Origin of the sequence: Okibacterium sp. HSC-33S16, from assembly GCF_024171565.1 — a bacterium.
GTDB lineage: Bacteria > Actinomycetota > Actinomycetes > Actinomycetales > Microbacteriaceae > Mycetocola_A.
Genome location: NZ_JALJZZ010000005.1, coordinates 200,087 through 220,165 on the forward strand (window position 1 = coordinate 200,087; position 20,079 = coordinate 220,165).

General features: G+C 63.8%; 23 protein-coding genes. 10 read left to right on the top strand and 13 right to left on the bottom strand.

The features are described 5' to 3' along the window. The first annotated feature begins 385 nt into the window (after positions 1–385). Positions 386–1,084 (top strand): winged helix-turn-helix domain-containing protein, encoded by a 699-nt coding sequence (locus L1277_RS12700; RefSeq protein ID WP_253376850.1) that lies wholly within the window; start codon positions 386–388, stop codon positions 1,082–1,084. Between the two features lie 22 nt (positions 1,085–1,106). Here the strand turns inward: L1277_RS12700 and L1277_RS12705 are convergent, their stop codons facing one another. Continuing rightward, positions 1,107–3,650: an excinuclease ABC subunit UvrA gene (locus L1277_RS12705; protein ID WP_253376852.1), complete on the bottom strand. Its 2,544-nt coding sequence runs from the start codon at positions 3,648–3,650 to the stop codon at positions 1,107–1,109. Between the two features lie 126 nt (positions 3,651–3,776). On the opposite strand from L1277_RS12705, the gene L1277_RS12710 reads away from it, so the two are divergent. After that, on the top strand, positions 3,777–4,247 hold the full coding sequence (locus L1277_RS12710) for a DUF6194 family protein (RefSeq protein ID WP_253376854.1): 471 nt from the start codon (positions 3,777–3,779) through the stop codon (positions 4,245–4,247). 353 nt (positions 4,248–4,600) lie between these two features. Here the strand turns inward: L1277_RS12710 and L1277_RS12715 are convergent, their stop codons facing one another. The 3 genes from L1277_RS12715 to L1277_RS12725 all read right to left on the bottom strand — a co-directional run bounded on the left by L1277_RS12715 (position 4,601) and on the right by L1277_RS12725 (position 7,433). Further along, positions 4,601–4,879: a hypothetical protein gene (locus L1277_RS12715; protein ID WP_253376856.1), complete on the bottom strand. Its 279-nt coding sequence runs from the start codon at positions 4,877–4,879 to the stop codon at positions 4,601–4,603. Positions 4,880–5,041: 162 nt separating this feature from the next. Continuing rightward, entirely contained in the window at positions 5,042–6,088 is a 1,047-nt protein-coding gene (locus tag L1277_RS12720) for a hemolysin family protein (RefSeq protein ID WP_253376858.1), read from the bottom strand. Beyond that, positions 6,081–7,433 (bottom strand): hemolysin family protein, encoded by a 1,353-nt coding sequence (locus tag L1277_RS12725; protein WP_253376859.1) that lies wholly within the window; start codon positions 7,431–7,433, stop codon positions 6,081–6,083. Before L1277_RS12725 ends, L1277_RS12720 begins: the two co-directional genes overlap by 8 nt. 492 nt (positions 7,434–7,925) lie before the next feature. Between L1277_RS12725 and L1277_RS12730 the strand changes: the two genes are divergently transcribed. The 4 genes from L1277_RS12730 (at position 7,926) to L1277_RS12745 (ending at position 10,969) form a co-directional block, all read left to right on the top strand. Continuing rightward, entirely contained in the window at positions 7,926–8,216 is a 291-nt protein-coding gene (locus L1277_RS12730) for a hypothetical protein (protein WP_253376860.1), read from the top strand. Positions 8,217–8,238: 22 nt separating this feature from the next. Next, positions 8,239–8,679, top strand: coding sequence for a MarR family winged helix-turn-helix transcriptional regulator (locus L1277_RS12735; protein ID WP_253376861.1), 441 nt, complete (start codon positions 8,239–8,241; stop codon positions 8,677–8,679). Positions 8,680–8,906: 227 nt separating this feature from the next. Then, positions 8,907–10,421: a DNA-3-methyladenine glycosylase 2 family protein gene (locus L1277_RS12740; protein WP_253376862.1), complete on the top strand. Its 1,515-nt coding sequence runs from the start codon at positions 8,907–8,909 to the stop codon at positions 10,419–10,421. Further along, the gene (locus tag L1277_RS12745) at positions 10,418–10,969 is read left to right on the top strand and encodes a methylated-DNA--[protein]-cysteine S-methyltransferase (RefSeq protein WP_374110239.1); all 552 of its coding nucleotides are present in this window, start codon (positions 10,418–10,420) and stop codon (positions 10,967–10,969) included. Before L1277_RS12740 ends, L1277_RS12745 begins: the two co-directional genes overlap by 4 nt. A gap of 5 nt (positions 10,970–10,974) precedes the next feature. On the opposite strand, the gene L1277_RS12750 is transcribed toward L1277_RS12745, so the two are convergent. Both L1277_RS12750 and L1277_RS12755 read right to left on the bottom strand, forming a co-directional pair. Then, positions 10,975–12,090, bottom strand: coding sequence for a YihY/virulence factor BrkB family protein (locus L1277_RS12750; RefSeq protein WP_253376863.1), 1,116 nt, complete (start codon positions 12,088–12,090; stop codon positions 10,975–10,977). Further along, positions 12,074–12,319, bottom strand: coding sequence for a hypothetical protein (locus L1277_RS12755; RefSeq protein ID WP_253376864.1), 246 nt, complete (start codon positions 12,317–12,319; stop codon positions 12,074–12,076). The genes L1277_RS12750 and L1277_RS12755 overlap by 17 nt, the downstream gene beginning before the upstream one ends. A 117-nt stretch (positions 12,320–12,436) precedes the next feature. Here L1277_RS12755 and L1277_RS12760 point away from each other — a divergent pair, with 117 nt between their 5' ends. Beyond that, positions 12,437–13,219, top strand: coding sequence for a glycosyltransferase family A protein (locus tag L1277_RS12760; protein WP_253376865.1), 783 nt, complete (start codon positions 12,437–12,439; stop codon positions 13,217–13,219). Here the strand turns inward: L1277_RS12760 and L1277_RS12765 are convergent, their stop codons facing one another. Further along, positions 13,220–13,840 carry a flavodoxin family protein gene (locus L1277_RS12765; protein WP_253376866.1) on the bottom strand — a complete coding sequence of 207 codons (621 nt, stop codon included), beginning with the start codon at positions 13,838–13,840 and terminating at the stop codon, positions 13,220–13,222. 118 nt (positions 13,841–13,958) lie between these two features. Here L1277_RS12765 and L1277_RS12770 point away from each other — a divergent pair, with 118 nt between their 5' ends. After that, on the top strand, positions 13,959–14,144 hold the full coding sequence (locus L1277_RS12770) for a hypothetical protein (RefSeq protein ID WP_253376868.1): 186 nt from the start codon (positions 13,959–13,961) through the stop codon (positions 14,142–14,144). A 121-nt stretch (positions 14,145–14,265) separates the two neighbouring features. Beyond that, positions 14,266–14,442 carry a CsbD family protein gene (locus tag L1277_RS12775; RefSeq protein WP_253376870.1) on the top strand — a complete coding sequence of 59 codons (177 nt, stop codon included), beginning with the start codon at positions 14,266–14,268 and terminating at the stop codon, positions 14,440–14,442. A gap of 64 nt (positions 14,443–14,506) precedes the next feature. On the opposite strand, the gene L1277_RS12780 is transcribed toward L1277_RS12775, so the two are convergent. Then, positions 14,507–15,421, bottom strand: a complete 915-nt coding sequence (locus tag L1277_RS12780) for a DUF1206 domain-containing protein (RefSeq protein WP_253376872.1) — start codon at positions 15,419–15,421, stop codon at positions 14,507–14,509. Positions 15,422–15,525: 104 nt separating this feature from the next. Further along, positions 15,526–15,792: a hypothetical protein gene (locus L1277_RS12785; protein ID WP_253376874.1), complete on the bottom strand. Its 267-nt coding sequence runs from the start codon at positions 15,790–15,792 to the stop codon at positions 15,526–15,528. Positions 15,793–15,966: 174 nt separating this feature from the next. Between L1277_RS12785 and L1277_RS12790 the strand changes: the two genes are divergently transcribed. Further along, a complete protein-coding gene (locus L1277_RS12790) occupies positions 15,967–16,626 on the top strand; it encodes a histidine phosphatase family protein (protein WP_253376876.1) in 660 nt (219 codons plus the stop codon). 14 nt (positions 16,627–16,640) lie between these two features. Here L1277_RS12790 and L1277_RS12795 read toward each other — a convergent pair whose 3' ends face one another. From L1277_RS12795 to L1277_RS12810, 4 genes are read right to left on the bottom strand one after another with little or no spacing between them, the layout of a single operon-like run. Further along, entirely contained in the window at positions 16,641–17,618 is a 978-nt protein-coding gene (locus tag L1277_RS12795) for an NAD(P)-dependent oxidoreductase (protein ID WP_253376878.1), read from the bottom strand. 41 nt (positions 17,619–17,659) lie between these two features. Continuing rightward, entirely contained in the window at positions 17,660–18,355 is a 696-nt protein-coding gene (locus tag L1277_RS12800; RefSeq protein WP_253376879.1) for a hypothetical protein, read from the bottom strand. A gap of 44 nt (positions 18,356–18,399) precedes the next feature. Further along, positions 18,400–19,164 carry an anti-sigma factor gene (locus L1277_RS12805; protein ID WP_253376881.1) on the bottom strand — a complete coding sequence of 255 codons (765 nt, stop codon included), beginning with the start codon at positions 19,162–19,164 and terminating at the stop codon, positions 18,400–18,402. Further along, entirely contained in the window at positions 19,151–19,795 is a 645-nt protein-coding gene (locus L1277_RS12810) for a sigma-70 family RNA polymerase sigma factor (RefSeq protein WP_253376882.1), read from the bottom strand. The genes L1277_RS12805 and L1277_RS12810 overlap by 14 nt, the downstream gene beginning before the upstream one ends. Positions 19,796–20,079: the final 284 nt, after the last annotated feature.

Consider the following 20,079-nt stretch of genomic DNA (forward strand, 5'->3'; position numbering starts at 1 on the left):
CCGAAGAACCTTCGGCAGAAACATCCGCAAATGTCGGAATCTGCATATTTCGCTCGCATTTCGTCACACAGTGCAAAGATTTGACACGTGCTGACACAGTGGGGTTAACTCATGCCCATGATTGATAACGCGCATCTCCTGGGCTCCTCCGAGCGTCATGGAACTGCCGGCTTGATGATGGCCGGCAGCGCAGTCATGTGTTGTCGAATGTGTCGCTGACCGCGTACCCCTCGCCCCGCTTGCGCTAATCTCGCGCCGAGCGACCGAATGCCGCACCCCGCATTCGTACAGGCCGTAGCACCGGCTCCAACATCACGACTTCCCGTCGAAGCATCGTCCGGCGTACCCGGATTCGACGAACCTCATCATCCAAGGATTTTTTCTCATGTCACCCGCACACGCCACCACTTTTGCCCCGTCTTCCGCGGCCCAGGCTGCTCCAGCAGCCCCCCGCGGTCGCAACCTCCGCGCCGTCCCCGAGGGAACCGAAGCTCGCGGTTTCGTTCTGTACGTCGGCATCGATGACGCCAAAGCTGCCGCAGCCGGCACAAGCCTCGGCGCTATTGTGAACGCGCTCAAGGCCCTCACCGCCGAACTCGCCCCCGAGTCCGAGACCTACGCGGCTGTTGCCCTCGCTCCGCAGGGCGCGGGCGGCCGGGATGTGGACGTTGTCCGCCTGGCGCTGCAAGACCCCTCGGCTCTCGCCAAGAACCGCGACGTCGAGACCGACGAAGAGCTTGACCGGGCTCACTCCGGCGTCGTCATCGACATCTCCCGCAAGCGTTTGATTCTCGACAACGACTCGGTCGGGCTCACCTACAAGGAGTTCGAACTTCTGCAGTACCTCGTGCTCCGCGAGGGCCGGACTATCGACCGCGCCGAGCTCATCTCCTCGCTGTGGAAGGCAGGAGACGACGAGGTACCCAACGAGCGCACCATCGACGTGCACGTGCGTCGTCTGCGCGCCAAGCTCGGGCGCTACGAAGACATCGTGCGCACGGTGCGCGGTGTGGGCTACCGCTTCGACCGTCACGCCGACGTCTCGATCCGTCACGCCGCAGCCCAGTCGCCCGACTTCATCTAAACCGGCGCCGGGCGACGGCGGATCAGCCGTTCCGGAGTCGCTCGGCCAGGTACGGCGCCGTGCGGCTCTCGGTGTCAGCCGCAACGGTTGCCGGGGTTCCCGCGACCATCACCCGGCCGCCTGCTGTGCCGCCCGACGGGCCCATGTCGATGATCCAGTCGGCGGACGCAGCGACTCCCATGTCGTGTTCGACGAGCACCACGGTGTTGTTGCTGTCGACGAGCTTGTTGAGCTGCGCCATGAGCAATTCAACGTCGGCCGGGTGCAACCCGGTTGTCGGTTCGTCGAGCAGGTAGAGGGTGTGACCACGACGTGCCCGCTGCAACTCGGTGGCGAGTTTGATGCGCTGGGCTTCCCCGCCGGAGAGTTCGGTGGCCGGCTGCCCGAGCCGCAGGTAGCCGAGGCCCACGTCGCGCAGCGTTTCGAGCCCGCGCGACGCAGCGGGAATGTCGGAGAGGAACCCGGCTGCCTCCTCCACGGTCATCGCCAGCACGTCGGCGATGGTGCGACCCCGGTACTCGATCTCAAGCGTTTCTGCGTTGTAGCGTTTGCCGCCGCACTCGGGGCAGGCCGCGTAACTTCCCGGCAGGAACAGCAACTCGACCGCCACAAACCCTTCACCCAGGCAGGTTTCGCACCGACCACCGGCGACGTTGAAGGAAAAGCGACCGGCGTCGTAGCCGCGTGCTGCGGCATCCGGTGTCGAAGCAAAGGTGGAGCGGACTGCATCGAACAGACCGGTATAGGTGGCGAGGTTTGAGCGCGGAGTGCGACCGATCGGGCGCTGATCGACGCGCACGATGCGGTCAACGAGCTCAAGGCCGGAAACCTCATCAATGGTCGTCGGCACGGTCGACTCGTCGTCGGATTCGGTGTCGGCGGGTGCCGACTCGACCGTACGCGAGCCACCGCGGAGCCCGTCGCGCACCGCGTCACCCAGCACGCCGCTAACGAGTGTCGACTTGCCCGAGCCGGAGACGCCGGTGACGACCGTGAGCACCCCGAGTGGCACGTCGACGTCAAGGTCGACGAGGTTGTGCCGCGAAACTCCGCGGAGGCCAAGCCAGGCGGTTGCCTCACGCTCGGCCCGCGGTTCGGGACGTGGCTCACCGGTCGGCAGCAGGAAGCGTCGGGTCACCGACTCGTCGACCGCGGCCAGGCCGTCGACCCCACCGCTGTAGAGCACGCACCCGCCCTGGGTTCCCGCGCCGGGGCCGACATCGACGAGCCAGTCGGCCCGGCGAACGATGTCCATGTTGTGCTCGACCACGAACACCGAGTTGCCCGACGCCTTGAGCTGCTCGAGCACCTCGAGCAGCGGCTCAGCGTCGGCCGGGTGCAGCCCCGCTGACGGCTCGTCGAGCACATAGATCACACCAAACAGCCCGGAGCGCAGCTGGGTCGCGATGCGCAACCGCTGCATCTCACCCGGTGACAAGGTCGGCGTCTTGCGGTCGAGGCTGAGGTAGCCGAGGCCCAACCCGAGCAGCACCTCGATGCGCCCGACCAGGTCGGTCGCGATGCTGACAGCCACGTCCGTTTTTTCTCCAGACGAAGCGGATGCCACGGCAGCCGTCGCACCGCTCAACCGGGTGGTCGGTCGAAGAACATCCGCGAGCTCAGACAGCGGAAGCGCATTGAGGTCAGCGACGGTCTGCCCCGCGAACGTCACGGCGAGCGCGGCACGAGTGAGGCCGCTGCCGCCGCACAGGTCGCACGGGCCCGACTCGACGAACCGCGCAGCGCGCGCTCGGGAAGCTTCACTCTTCGAATCGGCGAGCGCGTGCAGGATGTGGCTCTTGGCACTCCAGAACCGACCCTTGTACGGCTTGGCCACCCGGTCGCGCTGAGGGGTGACTTCGACGACGGGCTGCTCCTCGGTGAAGAGTAGCCAGTCTCGGTCGGCACGCGACATCTCCTTCCACGGAACGTCGATGTCGTAGCCGAGTTGCACGACAACGTCGCGCAGGTTCTTGCCCTGCCAGGCGCCGGGCCACGCCGTGATGGCACCCTCGCGAATGGTGAGCGACGGGTCGTGCACGGCCGACGCCTCGGTCACCGTGTGTGCGACGCCCAAGCCATGGCATCGCGGGCAGGCCCCGGCTGCGGTGTTCGGCGAGAACGAGTCGGACTCGAGCCGCGGCGCACCCGCCGGGTAGGAGCCGGCGCGCGAGAAGAGCATCCTCATCGAGTTCGACAGCGTGGTGAGGGTTCCGACCGTTGACCGGGTGCTCGGTGCGCCGCGGCGCTGCTGCAGCGCGACCGCGGGCGGCAGTCCGGTGATGGAGTCGACGTGCGGATTGTGCCCCTGCGCAATGAGTCGGCGGGCGTATGGTGCAACGGACTCGAGGAACCGACGCTGAGCTTCGGCGAAGATCGTGCCGAAGGCCAGCGAGGATTTGCCGGATCCGGAGACCCCGGTGAACGCCACGATGCAGCCGCGGGGAACATCGACGTTCACGTCGGCCAGGTTGTTTTCGCGAGCTCCGCGCACCCGGACAAATCCGTCCGACTCGTCGGAGAGGCGTGGCAGCGCGATACTCGGGTCTTGCAGCACAGTAGACATTGAACTCACCCTAGGCGTGCGCCTCTCGAGCGCGCGACGGGTCGCGACTCTCGGAGAACCGCCTTAGAATAATCGCCCGCCGACCTCGAAAACGGGCGGCGCGGCATCCGTTAGAAAGAAGGAAGAGTGACCCTTGACGACGTTGTGGAGTTTGTGACCGGCCTCGATGGAGTGGTCGCGCAGACCCCGCACGAGGGTGATGGCACGCCAGAGCTTGCGTGGGGCGACACCTTCTTCTACTACTCCCCCGACGGGACAATCCCGGCAGCCCAGCCATTCGCGACGATCGTGACGAAGAACTATCCGGGTGAGGAACAGTCGCGACTCGACCGGCCGGGCGCGTTTCGCGTCAATGTTGCTGCGGGGCGTGAGTTGTTCGTGCAGTACACCGGGCACGCGCCGCGGGATCCGCTCAGCACGGACGGCGAGACGCCGGATGACACGGTGATCGCCCACCCGACGTACGGCTCACTCGGCTGGCTCGCGGTGACCAACCCGGGACTAGCGACCGACAGCGATGTGCGGCTGCTTGTGCGCTCGGCTTGGGAGGCCGCGCGTCGTCGGTTCGAGCGTCGACAGGGCACACCGCGCACGTGACGCCTCAAGGCAGCACAGAAGAGTGATGAGTTTCCTCACCCGACGCTCCTCTGTGGCGGAACCGGAGCACGTCGCTGTTTGAACCCCTTGTCAGACTGTTTGAGATGCTTGTGCGCAGACCTCGCTAGCGGCTCATGTGAAGAGTGGGTCTATTCCAATTCGTTCGAACACGAGCGTCGCCGGTTCAGGTTGCGTCGCAGCGTCCGCATCCGGTCTGACCCTTCACCGCGCGCGCATAAAGGAACCATGCATTCCACGCGGTTTATTGCCTTCCACCCGGCCCAGAGAATGGGGCCTGAGGGACCCTCCGGATCAGGGTCGTGCCGGGCCATATGCGGTGACGGCTTCCCGCGCTATTGCTGGTGCCAATGTGGCGCGGGCACTATATCTGTGCTTACGGCGCGGATGGTCATGTCGTCGAGGTTTGGGAGCACCATCAACAGTCGGTGTTCAGCCTCGTGCAGCACATTTTCAACGTTTGACGGGGTGGTGTCGGCGACTTGCACGACGGCCGTCCCCTGGAGTCGGTGGCCGACCCAACGCAGTTGCACTTTCTGGACCGCGAGGATGCCAGCGGAAGCGGTGACGGCAGCCTCGGCTCGATCGACCAGCTCAGGTTCGATTCCGTCCATACGACGAACTGACTATCGGGGTGAGGCCCGCATATCTGCTTATCCGCATCCATACGCCGATAGCAACATGCCTGTGTGGCGAACATCGCGGGTGGTCGGGCGTGGGAAACCAACAAGGAACGAGGGGCCTCGCTGTGAGACCCGTCATCCGTGTGATCTGGCTTAGAGGGTGCCGTTGGTTGCGTCTGTGACTTCTCCGACGAGTTCCTCGATGATGTCTTCGAGGAAGAGCACACCGGTGGTGATGCCGTCCGGATCGAATACTCGTGCCACGTGGGCGCCGGTTCGGCGCATGGTTGCGAGGGCATCTTCGAGTTCGCTGTCGCGGAAGGCTGATGCCAGTCGGCGGATGCGCTTTGCTGGCACGGGCTCGGCAAACAGGTCGGGTGTTGTGAGGTCCATGACGTCTTTGAGGTGTAGGTACCCGCTCGGTGCACCCCGATCATCGATCAGGATGTACCGGGAGTAGCCGTGTTCCGCGACTGCTTTCTGCACGTCTGCTGGCGTTGCGGATTGCCTGAGCAGAACCATCTCCGCGATGGGCACTTCGACATCAGCGACTCGCTTCCCGGTGAACTCGAACGCGGCGGTAAGTGTGCCGGATGCGTCGCTTAGGAGGCCTTCTCGGGTGGACTGCTGCACGATGTTCGCGACCTCATCGAGCGTGAACGCACTCGTTGCCTCGTCTTTGGGTTCCACTTTGAAGAGGCGGAGGATCCCGTTCGCAATGGTGTTCAGCGCCCAGATCACCGGGTTGAAGATCTTCGAGACCACGACGAGTGGCGGTGCCAGAATGAGGGCGGCCCGGGTGGGTACCGAGAACGAAATGTTCTTCGGAACCATCTCACCCAGGACAACGTGGAGGAAGGTCACCAGCAGCAGGGCAATGACGAACGCGATAACCCCGATCGCCTCGACTGACAGTGCCGTAAGGCCGAGCGGAATCTCCAACAAATGGTGAATCGCAGGCTCTGAGACGTTCAGGATCACCAACGAACATACGGTGATTCCGAGTTGGCTGGTCGCGAGCATCAAGGTCGCGTGTTCCATCGCCCACAGTGTCGTCTTCGCTGCTTTGCTGCCCGCTTCCGCCTTCGGTTCTATCTGTGAACGTCGGGCGGAGATGACCGCGAATTCCGCGCCGACGAAGAACGCATTCACCGCGAGGAGCACGACGAGCCAGATAATCCCGGGCAGATACTCACTCATTGTTCAGGCCTTCTGTCAGTGTGTCGACGATTCGGTCGTGGTTGGATTCATCCGGGTCGGTTGGAGTGAACCGCAGCCGTTCGACGTGATTGTTGACGACCCGTTCCACTCGGAGGGTGCCAGCCTGGACGGCAACTTCGTCGCCCAACTCCGGAATGCGGTCGAGTTCATCGGTGACGAATCCCGCCACAGTGTCGTAGTCGCCGTCCTCCGGGACGGTGACACCCGCCTTCTCGAATAATTCGTCTGGACGGAGCGACGCGTCGAACGTCACCGAGCGGCCGGTGCGGACCACACCGGTTCGGGCGCGGTCGTGCTCGTCCTCCAGTTCGCCGACAATTTCTTCCACAAGGTCCTCAAGCGTCACTATGCCGGCGGTGCCGCCGTGTTCATCCATGACGGTGGCGACCTGAAACCCTTGGCTTCGAAGGCGCGACAGGAGAGTGTCTACACCCATGGATTCCGGCACCCGGAGAGTGTCGACCATCAGATCACGGGCGGTTACTTTCTTGCGCTCGGCGAGAGCGATCGCGAATGCTTGCTTAACGTGGAGGACGCCGCGGATATCGTCCGGATCGCGTCCGATCACGGGGAACCGGGAGAAGCCGGTCGAGATCGCGACGTCGATCACGTTCTCGGCCGGGTCATCGACATGTACTGACTGCATGCGCACACGCGGGGTCATCACGTCCGCGGCTGAATGGTTCGAGAAACGCAGAGTGCGGTGCAGTAGGTCGGCATGATCCTGGTCGAGGGAACCCTCGAGCGCGGAACGGCGTACCAGGGAACTGAGCTCCTCCGCGCTGCGCGCACCGGAGAGTTCTTCCTTTGGCTCGATGCCAAAGGAGCGGATGATCGCGTTCGCCGTGTTATTGAACAGCAAAATCACCGGCTTGAACACTGTTGTAAACAGCGTTTGGAACGGCACGACGAACTTCGCGGTCGCCAATGGCAATGCCAATGCGAAGTTTTTCGGGACGAGTTCACCGATCACCATGGAGAATAGGGTCGCCAGGAGGATTCCAATTGCGGCACCGATAGCAGAGACGAAGCCCTCGGGGATCCCGAAGCTCAGTAGCGGTCCGCGCAGCAGCGAACTGATCGCTGGCTCGAAGGTATACCCCGTGAGCAACGTCGTGAGGGTGATGCCCAACTGCGCGCCGGAGAGATGCGTTGAGGTGATCCGGAGAGCTTTGATGGTGGGCGCGAGACCCTTTTCACCGCGCGACTGTCGTGCTTCCAAGTCATGACGGTCGAGGTTCACAAGCGCGAACTCAGAAGCGACGAACATTCCGGTGCCAGCCGTGAGGATCAAACCCACACCAAGCATTAACAACTCATACATTGGCTAGCCCCTTCCGATCGAGAATCGAACCGATTGACATCGTCAGGGGCGAGGGACTGTGCGAGGGAGGGTCATCCATAGTGGTTCACAGCGTACAGACGGTTCCTTTGAAAACGCCGATCTGGCCGGTAGCTCCCTGAGCCTTGTCACCAAGCTTCTCGGCGGCGTTTTCGATCTTGCCATCCAACCCATGGCCGATCTCCCTTGGTTGGCGCCCATCGGTACATCGCGGCCGATAACGCGGCCGCGATAGAGGCGTTCTGCCAAACCCCACGGTCGCCCTCATAAGAAACTTCCAGAAAAATAACGTTTCGGTAACTAGACGCCGTTACCTTTCCGTTATATATTTCAAGTGCGGAAGTTGTTTTGCTGTGGCAGCTCCCGCGGAATGTGATTGCAGGACACTCTTGGTGCAAGGGGAAGGCCGGTCGTAAGCCTCTACGACCGGCCTTCAATCCGTTAACGGCGCGACTAGGTCGATACCCTGAACCTATGTCGAACACCCCGCCAAACGATGCGCCCTCGCGCGCGCCTCGCCCCGGAAACGCGCAGAAGCGCATGCTCGCCGGGCTGGTCTGCTTCGGGCTGGGGCTGCTCCTCGCGGCGGGTGGTGTCGTGGTGGTCATACTCTCGGCACTCGACTCCGCCGTACTCGGGGCGGTCCTCGGCGTGCTCGCTGCGCTTGTTGGCATTGCCGTCAACTTCACCGGCCTGGTGCTCCTGTACCGCGCACTCACGGGCTCGATCTCGAAAGACCCGGGCAGTTCCGAGCCCACCCCCTAGGCTGGTGCTCAAGGAGGCTCGAATGACAGACCGGGAACTCGCCGTATCCGCGTGGGAATCGCTGTTTCGGGCGCAGGTGGGCGTTCTTCGCGTGCTCGGTACCGAGTTCCCAACCAAAGAGATGTCACTCAACGAGTACGACGTTCTCTTTAACCTCTCCCTGCAGCCGGAGCGTCGAGCCCGCCTGCGCGACATCAACCAGCTCGTGCTGCTGAGCCAGCCCAGCGTGAGTCGACTCATCGATCGGCTCGTTGCCCGCGGCTTGGTGTCGAAGCATCCGGATCCGAACGACAAGCGCGGCACGATCGTTGCCATAACGGATGCCGGCTTCGCCAAGTACCGAGACGTCGCACGAACCCATATGGCCACGATTACAGAATTGATGGGCTCCGCGCTGACCGACGAGGAACTGGGCCAGCTCAAGCAGCTCACGTCGAAGCTGCGCGTCCCGGACGGCGTGTAGCGGGTTCGAGTACCGTCGCGCTTTGTGTCGGCGTATAAGAACGAGTTGGCTGAAGGTAAACGGTCCGACGTACGGATCTCGGAGCGAGTTTCATCCGTTTCTGAAGTCGTTCTCCGTGCCCCGGCTCGACTCAACTCAGGACTCGATCAATAGTGGGCGGGCAGCAACGACAACGGCCGTGTCCGATTTCCGCTAGACCGGTGGCATCCGCTGTGAAAAGCTCGACTATGGACTTCACCGAGCGCTACACCGCGATCCAGGCGAAGGACTCCCGATTCGACGGCCAGTTCATCACCGCGGTGCGCACGACCGGCATCTACTGCCGCCCCTCGTGCCCCGCTCGGACGCCGAAGCCCGAGAACGTGACCTTCTTCCCGACGAGCGCGGCCGCGCATGAAGCCGGGTATCGGGCGTGTAAGCGGTGCCTCCCCGAGGCGGTGCCCGGCACGCCGGCCTGGAACCTGCGCGACGACCTCGCCGGGCGCGCCATGCGATTGATCGGCGATGGGGTCATCGAGCGAGAGGGCGTATCCGGCCTTGCCGGGCGGCTCGGCTATTCCAGTCGCCACCTCACCCGGGTATTGACGGAAGAGCTGGGTGCCGGACCGCTCGCACTCTCCCGGGCGCTGCGGGCGCAGACGGCTCGCACGCTGCTCACCTCCACTGCCCTTCCGGTGTCGGACATCGCGTTCGCCGCGGGATTCTCGAGCATCCGCCAGTTCAATGACACGGTCGCCGAGGTATTTCAACTGACACCGGGGCAAGTCCGGAGTCGACAGAAGCGCGACTCGCTGCCCGCGCCCGGCACGATCGACCTGGCCCTGCCAGTCCGTCAGCCGTTCGATGCAACCGGACTCTTTGCGTGGTTCGTCCCACGGACCGTGTCGGGCGTCGAGGTGGCCACCGCGACGAGCTATCGCCGGACCGTCGCGCTGCCGGGTGGCCCCGGCCGGTTTGAGGTGCGGCTCGACGGTGCTGCGTTGCGGATGCGGGCGACGTTGAGCTCGCTCGGCGATCTGCCCGCACTCGTGTCACGGGTGCGCCGGTTGTTCGATCTGGATGCCGATCCGGTGGCCATCGACGCGGCCCTCGGTTCAGACGCGAGCCTTGCGGCGAGTGTGATCGCGACCCCTGGCATCCGTCTACCTGGCGCCGTTGATCCGGAAGAGATGCTGTTTCGAGCGATCATCGGCCAGCAGATCTCCGTCGCTGCGGCACGCACACAACTCAATCGCCTCACCGCGGCGGCCGGGACACGTGTGACCGACACGGAAAACACCGACGAAAGTCACCTACTCTTCCCCACCGCCGCTCAAATCGTCGAGCACGGGCGAAATGCCATGGTCGGTCCGCGCGCGAAGATCGACACACTGCTGACGATTGCGGAAGCCCTCGCGAGCGGTGAGTCCTCACTCGGTTTCGGTGACGACGCCGCCGAGCAGCATCAGGCGCTGACCGCGTTTCGCGGCATCGGCGACTGGACGGCCGGATACCTCAGCATGCGAGTGCTCGGTAACCCCGATGTCTTCCTTCCCGGTGATGTGGCCGTGCGCGCGGGTGCCCGGGAGCTGGGTCTGCCGGCAGAGCCGCGCGCACTGACCCGCGAGGCCGAGCGCTTCGCCCCGTGGCGGTCCTACCTCTGCATGCACCTGTGGCGAAGCGCCGCCACCGCGGCCACGCCACCACGCCGCGGGAAAACTCTGACCCCGACCCCGACCCCGACGATCGGAGAGATCGCATGACCACAACGCCCCTCCTTCAGAGCTCCGATCCGACCACCCACGTCGTCGTGGGGCTGAGCCAGACGCTCGAAACCCCCGACGGCCCATTCAGCATGATTGCGCGGGAGGACGGCGCGATCCTCGCGTCAGGCTGGACCGCTGACCTCGAGCTGCTCGCGCTGCGGATAGCTCCCGCGCTGCGTCCCGAATCCGTGATGCCCGGTTCAGTCAGCGCGACGGACGCCGTCGCCGCGTTCTACGACGGCGATGTCACCGCGATCGACGAGGTCGCCGTTGCGCAGAGTGGCGGCGCGTTCCGTCTCGCGGGCTGGAGCGCGCTGCGAAAAATTGCGCCGGGGCATCCGCTCACCTATCGACAGTTCGCCGAAGTCCTCGGCAAGCCGACGGCCGTGCGCGCTGCCGCGAGCGTCTGCGCCACCAACGCACCCGCCCTGTTCGTGCCGTGCCACCGAGTATTGCGCACCGACGGAACGATGGGCGGCTTCGCCTGGGGCGTCGACGTGAAGCGCTCGCTGCTGAGTCGTGAGGCAGCACTCACGCTGGACTGAGCGCCCTACTGATCGTCGACCGGTTCGCGGTCTTGCCGCAGTTTCTTGGCCGCGAGCACAGCCTTCGCCTCGTTCTCGATCGCCGCGTCGATTCGCGCGGTGCCTCGAAGCGGGAGCTGGACGGCGTACTCGGCCTTGATTCCGGCCTGCAACTCGCGCACCCGCTCGACCTCGGAGTCGACCTCAGCGCCGTACATGAGCGCCATGTTGCTCAGGTAGAGCCACAGCAGGAAGACTATGACGCCACCGAGGGTGCCGTAGGTCTTGTTGTAGTTGCCGAAGTTCGAGACGTAGAAGAAGAAACCGAAGGTGGCGAGCGCCCAGACGAGGAGCGCGGTGACCGCTCCGACCGTGAGCCAGCGGAACCGGTGCTGCTTCACGTTGGGCGTTGCGTAGTAGAGCATCGCCAGGATCAAGACGGCGAGAAACGCGATCACTGGCCACTTGGCGATGTTCCAGACGAGCAGCGCGGTGTCGCCGAGCCCGATCACATCGCCGACCGCTTCGGCGATGTCTCCGCTGATCACGACCATCAGCGCCATGGCGGTGAGCGTGATGAGTGCGATGATGGTCACGACGAGAATGACCGGCTGGAACTTCAGGTACGGACGCCCTTCCTGGACGCCGTAGATGCGGTTCATACCCCGCGAGAACGCGCCGACGTAGCCCGACGCCGACCAGATCGCACCGACAAGACCGATCACAAACGCGAGCCCGGCGGCCGGCGTCGCGGTGAGATCTTCGATCGGGCCCTTGAGCGTGTTCACGGTCTCCTGTGGGGCAAGCGAGGAGAAAATGTTGAGCAGCCCTTCGGTCACGTTGGCGCTCTGGTTGACGAGCGAGAGCAACGAGACGATGGCGAGCATGGCGGGAAACAGCGCGAGAACCGCGAAGTAAGTGAGCGAGGCCGCAATGTCAGTGACCTTGTCTTTGCCGAATTCCTGCAGCGCACGCTTGTAGACCGCGAGCAGGCTCTTCAGGGTCAGCTTGGCCCGCCGCGGCGCCTCATCATCCCCGGCGGCGTCGTCCGCCAACTCCCGATCGGATGGCGCAGACGCGATGGCCGTGTCGTCGTCCTCGCGAGCCGCCTCCGACCGCTCGTCGTCAGACCGATTCGCCATGGTCGCCCCTCGTGATGGCCAGGATGGCGCCGACGACGATGCTTGCCAGTGTCACGGCAACGGCGATGAGCATGCCGGTCGACACCTTGTCGCGAATCGCCGAAATCGTCGAGGCGAGGTCCTCTCGGATCTCCTCGAGATTGAGAATTTGCACCTGTTCGCCCATGTCCGGGCCGCGTTCCTTGCGGTCCGTTGGCAGTGACATCCGCACATCGTTTTCGTCAACCATGTGCTCACGATATCGGGACCGGGCCGAATGGAGGCAGGGGTTGCGCAGGGGCCCACAGCCGGTTTCGGGGCAGCGCAAGCCCCTGCTTTGGGCACTTTCGCTCCGTATTCTGAGTGCGTGCCTTCGATTTCTGTCATCATCCCCGTCTACAACGACGCCGAGCTGCTGCGCACCTGCCTGGCCGCCCTTGCCACCCAGACCCGGACGGCCGACGAAATTGTCGTGGTCGATAATGCATCAACGGATGCCTCGGCGCACGTCGCGAGACTCGCGGGCGCGCGCGTCGTGCTCGAGCCCCAGCGCGGAATTCTCGCTGCCACCGCGGCCGGTTTCGACGCCGCCAGCGGCGACATCCTGGCCCGCCTCGACGCCGACTCGGTAGCACCGCCGACCTGGCTCGAGCAGATCGAGAGGTGCTTCGAGAATCGGCCAGAGGCATACGCTGTCACAGGAACGGCAACGTTCTACGGCGGAACGGCGCTCACGCGTTGGTACGGGCGCGCCGTGGATCTCGGCACCTACTTCACGTTGTTTCGCGGGCTGCTCGGTCACCCGCCGCTCTTCGGGTCCAACTTCGCGATTCGGACCGACGCCTGGCACCGTATGCGCCCCCGGGTGCACCGGAACCGCAGTGACATCCACGACGACCTTGACCTCAGCTACCAGGTTGAGCCCAACATGCAGGTCGTCTTCGATGGCAATCTCGGCATGCAGATCTCGGCACGCCCGTTCGGGTCACTGTCGAACTTCAGCCGACGGATTAGCTGGGGCTTCCGGACCGTGTGGATTAACTCCCGTGAGGAAACGCCGTGGCAACGCCGCGCGGCCCGGCGGTCGACGGCCGGAGTGGAGCGCGCGCCGCGCTTTGCCCTTCGACGGGCACAGCCCGACCGTGGCTGACTAGCTTGCTGGCTTCGGGTAACTGCTGATCTTCAGTGCCGCTGCAAGGTGAACAGCGTTGGCGACCGCCGCTTTCATCGCAGACGCGGTGGCCTCCGGCGTCTCCTCAAGATCTTTGTAGTCGGTCGCGTGCATGGCCTCACCGCTCCAGTAGCTGACGCCCTGGGCCGGGATGCTGTAGCCGAAGTCGTTGAGCGCCTGGAACAGGTCTGCCGTTATGGCGTGAGCGCCATCCTCATTGCCCACACACGCAGCCACGGCCACCTTGTCGTACAGGATGGGCCGCCCCGCATCGTCCTTTTCGCTCAGCTCAGCATCCAACCGCTCGATCACCCGTTGGGCGACGCTTGACATGTGTCCGGCCCAGGTCGGGGTGCTCAACACCAGGATGTCGGCCGCGAGCACCCGCTCGCGGATCGCCGGCCATTCGTCTCCATTACCCATGTCAGTCTGCACGCCCGGTTTGACGTCGTAATCGACCACGCGCACCTTGTCAGTGGCGACGCCGTGCTGGGCGAGTTGGGCGAGGAACTGGTCGGCCAGGAGGTCACTGCTCGACGCATCGGGTGACGGGGTGAGGGTGCAGACAAGGGCGATGGCGCGAAGCGATGGAGTCGTCATGGCCCCAGTGAAGGCGACGCCTCGAATCTGCGTCAACCCCCTCGCCTCCTGTTTGACGCGCCCGTCCCCGCACAGCAGACTTGCCCTTCGACTGTCCGTTCGTTGAAGAGGAGAGACCATGTCACACGTCGGCGACGACAACCCCGATGCCCCGGATGCTGCGCTTCTGGGCCCAGCAATGACGGCGACCGGTGGGGGAACATCCCCGGTCTCCATTCCGGAGAGCCCAACGGGTGACGATCACATTCCACCGCTGGATCGCTCAGCACACGACGACACCGCCGCAGCGGAGTCAGCGGACTAACCTCCTAGGGCGCAAGGCCTTGGAAAGTCAATACCCTTGAGCCGCCGATGTAGCGGTACCTAACCTGAAGGGGTTCGGTCACAAGACAGTGGCTCGTACACACTAAGGAAGCGAGGAGCCTATGGGACTCGGAGATAAAATCGGCAACAGCGCTGAAGACGCTATGGGCAAGGCCAAAGAAGGTTTTGGCGACGCCACCGATAACGAAAAGCTTCAGGCTGATGGCCAAAAAGACCAGACAAAAGCAAACATCAAGCAGGCTGGCGAACACGTGAAGGATGCCTTCACCGACAAGTAAGTCGCTTGAACGAACAATGGCCCGGTTTCCGTCTTCGGACAGAAGCCGGGCCATTCTCGTTGCCTCAGTCGTCGAGGGACTCGCCGTGTTGAAGCCTTTTGCGGTCGCGCCGGGTCTCGACGACGAGCGGCCCCTTGCGCAGGAACCGGGCGCGGGCAAAGAGGTAGAAGCCGTACGCGATGAAACCACTCGCGACGATAAAGAGCAATGCGCCGCCGAACGGGAGACCCGCGACGATTCGCAGCGCCCCGTCGACCCCCCGTGCGGCGTCGGGATCGGTGAACGCCGCAGCGAAGAGGAACAGAACACCGGAGATCACCAGCGCGAGGCCTTTCGCGGTGTGCCCGATAAGGCCCAAGCTGACGACAAGGTGGGATCGGACACCGCTCAGCGGTTCCAGTTCTTCCCGAAAGTTGCGCGAGAGCCCGCGGAACACGAGGGTCCCACCCACAATTCCCACGAGGAGGCCGACGCCGGCGAGCACGAACACTCCGCCCGGGGTGCTGAGGAGGTCAGCGCTGAAGGTCTGCGAGGTCTCGGAGCTACTCGACCGGCCTCCCAACGCGTAGAACGCCGTCACGACGCCGATGCCGGCGTAACCGACACCCTTCGCCACGTTGGTAAAACGTCGAAGAATCACCAGCTTGCGATGAACCGACAGCACTTGCGCGGCTTCGGTGGCCTGCAGCAACGCGAGTCCGAGGAGAGCGAACGCCGCGATCCACAGCAGGATGACGCCGCCCGGGCTGACGGCGACGGCGGTTAGCGCACCGGACTGGTCGGCCTTGCCCTGAATCCCCTGGGCAACGCCGATGGCGATGCCGCCGATGAGGATGTGGATGACTCCGTTGGCGATGAGGCCAGCTCGAGCGGCGAATCGCACCTTCGGATCATCGTTGGCCCGTTGAGCCGCTTCCTTAATCTGCGCTCTCGTCTGTTTGCGGCGGCGCGCCACCCGTTCCCCCATGGTCTCTGTCACCCCGGCATCCATCGCACCGGTCACGTCAGGGGCTCGGCAGGAGACGCAGACCAGCAGAACGGGGATTCACAACTCACAGGACCATCATCCCCGCTTGTCGGCGGTTAGCTGTACGTTTTGGCGATGACCCACTCTCCGTCGTCCTGGATCGCGTCGACAACAACCGATTCACCGCTGTCGTCGGTGACCTGGAATCGCCAGCCGATACGGACGACCGGCGCATGGGTGAGAAGGGGATGCACAAAATCCGACTCACCATAGATTCCCGTCGGAGTGTCTGACACCCGCCACCGACGCTCCTGCCAAAACATGCGCAGTGGGCGTTCGCCGTCTGTCCACACCGTCGCCGTCCGGTCTGTGACGCTGTTCATGCTGACCTCCCTGGTCGTAGCTATGTTCGAATGCTAAGGAGCATAGACACGTTTGATCCGACACGCCAAGGGCGATGAGGAAAAGTGCCACTTCGAGGCATCCGTTCCCTCAAGTTGTCTTTCGAGCGCCCGCCACGGAGACTGAAAGCACGATATATTTCGAAAGGCAGCCCGATGAGAATTCTGTTTATCCGCCACGGTCAGACGCCTGCCAATGTGCTCGGTCGCCTCGACACCGCGCACCCCGGTCCGGGCCTCACCGAACTGGGAATGCGTCAGGCCGATGCGATTCCTGATGCAGTGGCGCATGAAGAGATCGAAGGCGTGTTCGTCTCTACCCTGCTTCGAACACAGCTGACTGCTGCGCCACTCGCCCGGACCCGCCGTCTTGACGCGCGCGTTTCTCACGGGCTGCACGAGATCGAGGCTGGCGCGCTCGAAGGGCTGTCGGATGAGCGATCGCAACTCGCCTACATGGAGACAGTCTTCTCGTGGGCGAACGGAGATCTTGCACGCGCCATGCCGGGCGGACCGGACGGCCACGAATTCTTTGGGCGTTTTGACGCGGCCATCGATGCGGTCGCCCGCGAACACACCGGGACGGTGTCGATTGTGAGTCACGGAGCGGCGATTCGAACCTGGACGGCGGGTCGCGCCGACAACGTCGACGTGGAGTACGCCGAAGAGCACCCGCTGTCGAACACCGGAGTGGTGATCGTCACTGGCAGCCCGGCCGACGGATGGCAGGTCGAGGAGTGGGACGGGAACCCGGTCGGCGGGCGACAGCTGCTCGATGTCGCGGCGGATGACCCGACCGGCGAGGCGGTCGAATAGAGGCCGCCCGAACCTCAGGCCTGCAGAGGTCGCCCGCCGGTGTCGAGTTGCCCGTCAGCGATGAGCCAGCGAAGCCCGTCGGCGATGGCTGCGGCCGACGTGTAATTCGGGGCGTATCCAAAGTCAGCACGTGCGGCGTCGATGCTCATCGATGGGCTGCGGATGATGTGGTCGCGGGACGCGTCGGCATGCTCCGGCGCAAGCTCAGCGAGGAAGTCCTCGAGTGGGCGATAGTTGAGGTTCGCTTCCTGCCCGAACCAGGCCGCCGCGGTCTCCGCGATCCCTCGAAGCGTCATGGCGCGCTCGGACACGACGTGGTAGCTGTTGCCAGCCGTGGCATCCTGTTGCTCGATCGCCTTCTCGAACGCTTGGGCGACATCGTCAGCGTGGACGTGGTGAACGGTCTCGAGCCCGAGGTTGGGCAGGGTGAGCGGCTCTCCCGTCGACAGGGTGCCCCAGACGCGCAGGTCGAAATTGCCCTGCGCGTTGACCATTGGCCACCCTGGTCCCGTGATGTGGCCGGGATGAAGCACCGTCGCTGGAAGTCCGCCGCCTCGTGATTCGGCCAGAAGAAACTTTTCGATTTCCGCCTTTGCGGTTCCGTACCCGCCGATAGGGAAACGCTCGTCGGATTCGCGGGTGGGTACGGCGGTCGCCGGGCCGTGGACCCAAATCGTGCCTGCACTCAGAAGGAACCCGGTCGTGCCACGAAGGGCATCGACGAGCTGACGTGCCGAGTCTTCGGTGAAACACATCATGTCGACGACGATGTCGGCACCCAACGCGGCGATCGTCGGCGCAAACGATCCAGTGGCGTCCTCCGTCTCGCGGTCCAGTTCAACCCGGGTGACACTGCGCCAGGCGTCGTCGGCTTGATACGGCTCCCGTCGGCCGCGGCTGACGGCGATGACATCATGACCAGCCCGGACGAGTCGTGGTACCAGGTATCCGCCGACGTGACCCGTTGCTCCGATGACGACAATCCGTGACATAGCGGCCCCTTTCGATGGCTATTCGATGGGGCGAGCTTACGTTAGGGATCGTTCTGGGGTTCCGCCTGCGACGGATACAACGGACGGTACCCGGCGATCGTTGCCCGGAATCGACGGTTCCCCAACCAAAACAGCGACGTGAAATAGATCAGGGCAACGGCGGCTCCTACGACCACGGCCATCGGAAGCGAGGCGGTCGACAGCGCAAAGACTGAGGCAACGAACAGCCCCAGCAACGCGGAATTGATGAGGATGATGAACGCCATCGTGCTGCCGAAGACTTGACTGATACCTCGCTTAGGGGAGAAGAAATAATAGGTCTGCTGCACCCCGAGAAAGTCATCGTGCGTCGACGACATAAATGCATGCTCGACTCCCGGGTCCAATTCAACGTATGCGCCGCGCAGCCTGTTCATCGCGACGACATACATGAGATCCTCCATTCCGATGTTCATCACGCGAACCTGAGTGAGGACACCAACGAGCACAATGAAGGCCAGCACCCCCACGGAGAATGCAATGAAGGCATCCGAAAAATTTGTCGCTTGCCCAACCAGCGCGAGACTCACCAGACCGGCGGAAACCAGCGTCAAGAAGATGGCGATTCGGGCCAGGACTTCGTTCTGAGCGGTGGTGCGCGCCGCGAGCAAGCCCCAGTGCTCGGTGGCGAGCAACTGCGCGCGGACGCCCGGCGGTATCGGCGCGTCAAACTGCGGTTGAGCCGCATGGTGGGCCATGCGGACATTCTGCGCCTGTTGGGTATATTTCGGTAGGGATGCGGCTACGAGCTGCGCAACTGCCCGCGCACGATGGAGTCTCCGGAGTGGGCGGGATCCCCGTCAGCGGGCTCCCGTGACACATCGACTATGGAGTACTGGGACAGGTCCACATCGTTGGGTAGGTCGAAGCTCCCGGAATCACCGCTGAGCAAGCCGAGACTGATGAGCCCAGAGGTCTCAGGATCGATAAGCCAGACCTCGGTCAGCCCATCGCCCGGTGCGGCAACATCGATGACAATTCTTCGCCCGCCGGCGTCACTGGTCTCCACCCGCGCGGCACCCGATGCATCCCACTCGGGGAACGGTTCGAGAATCGCTTCAGCCAGCAGGCGCGGTTCGTCGGGACGCGAGAGCCAAGCGGTTCCGACGACACCGGCGACCACACCGACGACGAGGCACGCGGCAGAGAAGAGAATGGCCGTGGTCCGTCGGCGGGACCGGGCAGGTCCACTGACCACTCTCGGCCGAGGAGCAACGACGTGCCGCTTCGTGGACTGGTCATCAACGGTACCGGTATCGGAAGACCCGGGAACAACATCGAGCTCGGCAGACAGGCCGAGTTCGGCGTGAATGTTCTTCCACACCGAGTCGGGTGGACGAAGCATGTCGTTCTGCGTGAGCGTCCGGCCCACAGCGACGAGCTGCGTAAACGCGGCGAGCTCCGAGCGGCACTGCGGGCAGGTCTGCAGGTGTTTACGCTGAAGGGCATCCGGTGCGTCTTCCCCGAAGGAGTACAGCGCGAACGCCTCATCATCAAGATGCGTCATCAGCCACCTCCAGTCGCGTCCGCAGCTTACCCAAGCTTCGCCGAATGTGACTCTTCACTGTTCCCAGCGGGATTCCTGTCTTCTCGGCGATTTCCGAATGGGTCAATTCACCATAGAAGGCGAGAGCCATAACTCGTCGAGGCACGGGATCGAGTTGCTCCAATTCGTTGGCAATCATGAGCCGCTCTGCGACGTCCACGACAGCGGGCGTCGTCATCAAGTTGGCTTCCTCAGCCCACCGTTTCTCGGTACGGTGAACCCGTGAGCGGGCCTCAAGCGCATCAGCGATACGCCGCCGTGTTATCCCTACAAGCCAGGCGCCGAGGGGAGCCTTCCTGAGATCGAAACCGGCGCGGCCACGCCAGGCCGAGATGAAGACTTGCTGCGTCACATCTTCAGCATCGGCCTCAACTCCGAGCGTGCGGCGAGCAAGAGAATAGACGACCCCTGACCAGCGTTGGTATGCGTCGGCGAGGGCTCGCTCATCACCGGCGCTGAATCGCGCGGCGATCTCTGCGTCGTCGTGATCCGTCACGTCGGGAGCGGCCTCTCGTTCCGGAGCCGCGAACGCATTCACGGGAGTCGTTGTCGGTGACCAGTCGGCAACACCGCCAACCACAGTCTCGACCATTCACCTCCATCGGGCCAGCACATTTGGGTAATAAACCGAGGATCTGTCGCTTTCGGCGCACGGGCGCGTCGACGAAACAAGCGGATGTGCCGCCGGGGCCCGAGACAGAGGCACCCGGCCACGTCCCGACGGTCACAACTCGCTCACCCTTACTTCCGTCGCTATGGGCGCTTTGGATGCATTTCGATGGAAGATTTTTTATCGATAGCGCCCCGGTCGGATCTGACGTATGCTCCAACGCGGGAGGCACCCAATCGGGGCATGAGAATGCCATGACAAAGGAG

Coding starts and splice junctions, on each gene's coding strand:
- L1277_RS12715 (WP_253376856.1), bottom strand. CDS start 4,879: ATGGACGGAATCGAACCTGAGCTGGTCGATCGAGCCGAGGCTGCCGTC.
- L1277_RS12770 (WP_253376868.1), top strand. CDS start 13,959: ATGTCACACGTCGGCGACGACAACCCCGATGCCCCGGATGCTGCGCTT.
- L1277_RS12775 (WP_253376870.1), top strand. CDS start 14,266: ATGGGACTCGGAGATAAAATCGGCAACAGCGCTGAAGACGCTATGGGC.
- L1277_RS12800 (WP_253376879.1), bottom strand. CDS start 18,355: ATGGCCCACCATGCGGCTCAACCGCAGTTTGACGCGCCGATACCGCCG.
- L1277_RS12725 (WP_253376859.1), bottom strand. CDS start 7,433: ATGTATGAGTTGTTAATGCTTGGTGTGGGTTTGATCCTCACGGCTGGC.
- L1277_RS12795 (WP_253376878.1), bottom strand. CDS start 17,618: ATGTCACGGATTGTCGTCATCGGAGCAACGGGTCACGTCGGCGGATAC.
- L1277_RS12785 (WP_253376874.1), bottom strand. CDS start 15,792: ATGAACAGCGTCACAGACCGGACGGCGACGGTGTGGACAGACGGCGAA.
- L1277_RS12740 (WP_253376862.1), top strand. CDS start 8,907: ATGGACTTCACCGAGCGCTACACCGCGATCCAGGCGAAGGACTCCCGA.
- L1277_RS12730 (WP_253376860.1), top strand. CDS start 7,926: ATGTCGAACACCCCGCCAAACGATGCGCCCTCGCGCGCGCCTCGCCCC.
- L1277_RS12810 (WP_253376882.1), bottom strand. CDS start 19,795: ATGGTCGAGACTGTGGTTGGCGGTGTTGCCGACTGGTCACCGACAACG.
- L1277_RS12705 (WP_253376852.1), bottom strand. CDS start 3,650: ATGTCTACTGTGCTGCAAGACCCGAGTATCGCGCTGCCACGCCTCTCC.
- L1277_RS12700 (WP_253376850.1), top strand. CDS start 386: ATGTCACCCGCACACGCCACCACTTTTGCCCCGTCTTCCGCGGCCCAG.
- L1277_RS12790 (WP_253376876.1), top strand. CDS start 15,967: ATGAGAATTCTGTTTATCCGCCACGGTCAGACGCCTGCCAATGTGCTC.
- L1277_RS12755 (WP_253376864.1), bottom strand. CDS start 12,319: ATGGTTGACGAAAACGATGTGCGGATGTCACTGCCAACGGACCGCAAG.
- L1277_RS12745 (WP_374110239.1), top strand. CDS start 10,418: ATGACCACAACGCCCCTCCTTCAGAGCTCCGATCCGACCACCCACGTC.
- L1277_RS12805 (WP_253376881.1), bottom strand. CDS start 19,164: ATGACGCATCTTGATGATGAGGCGTTCGCGCTGTACTCCTTCGGGGAA.
- L1277_RS12720 (WP_253376858.1), bottom strand. CDS start 6,088: ATGAGTGAGTATCTGCCCGGGATTATCTGGCTCGTCGTGCTCCTCGCG.
- L1277_RS12750 (WP_253376863.1), bottom strand. CDS start 12,090: ATGGCGAATCGGTCTGACGACGAGCGGTCGGAGGCGGCTCGCGAGGAC.
- L1277_RS12735 (WP_253376861.1), top strand. CDS start 8,239: ATGACAGACCGGGAACTCGCCGTATCCGCGTGGGAATCGCTGTTTCGG.
- L1277_RS12765 (WP_253376866.1), bottom strand. CDS start 13,840: ATGACGACTCCATCGCTTCGCGCCATCGCCCTTGTCTGCACCCTCACC.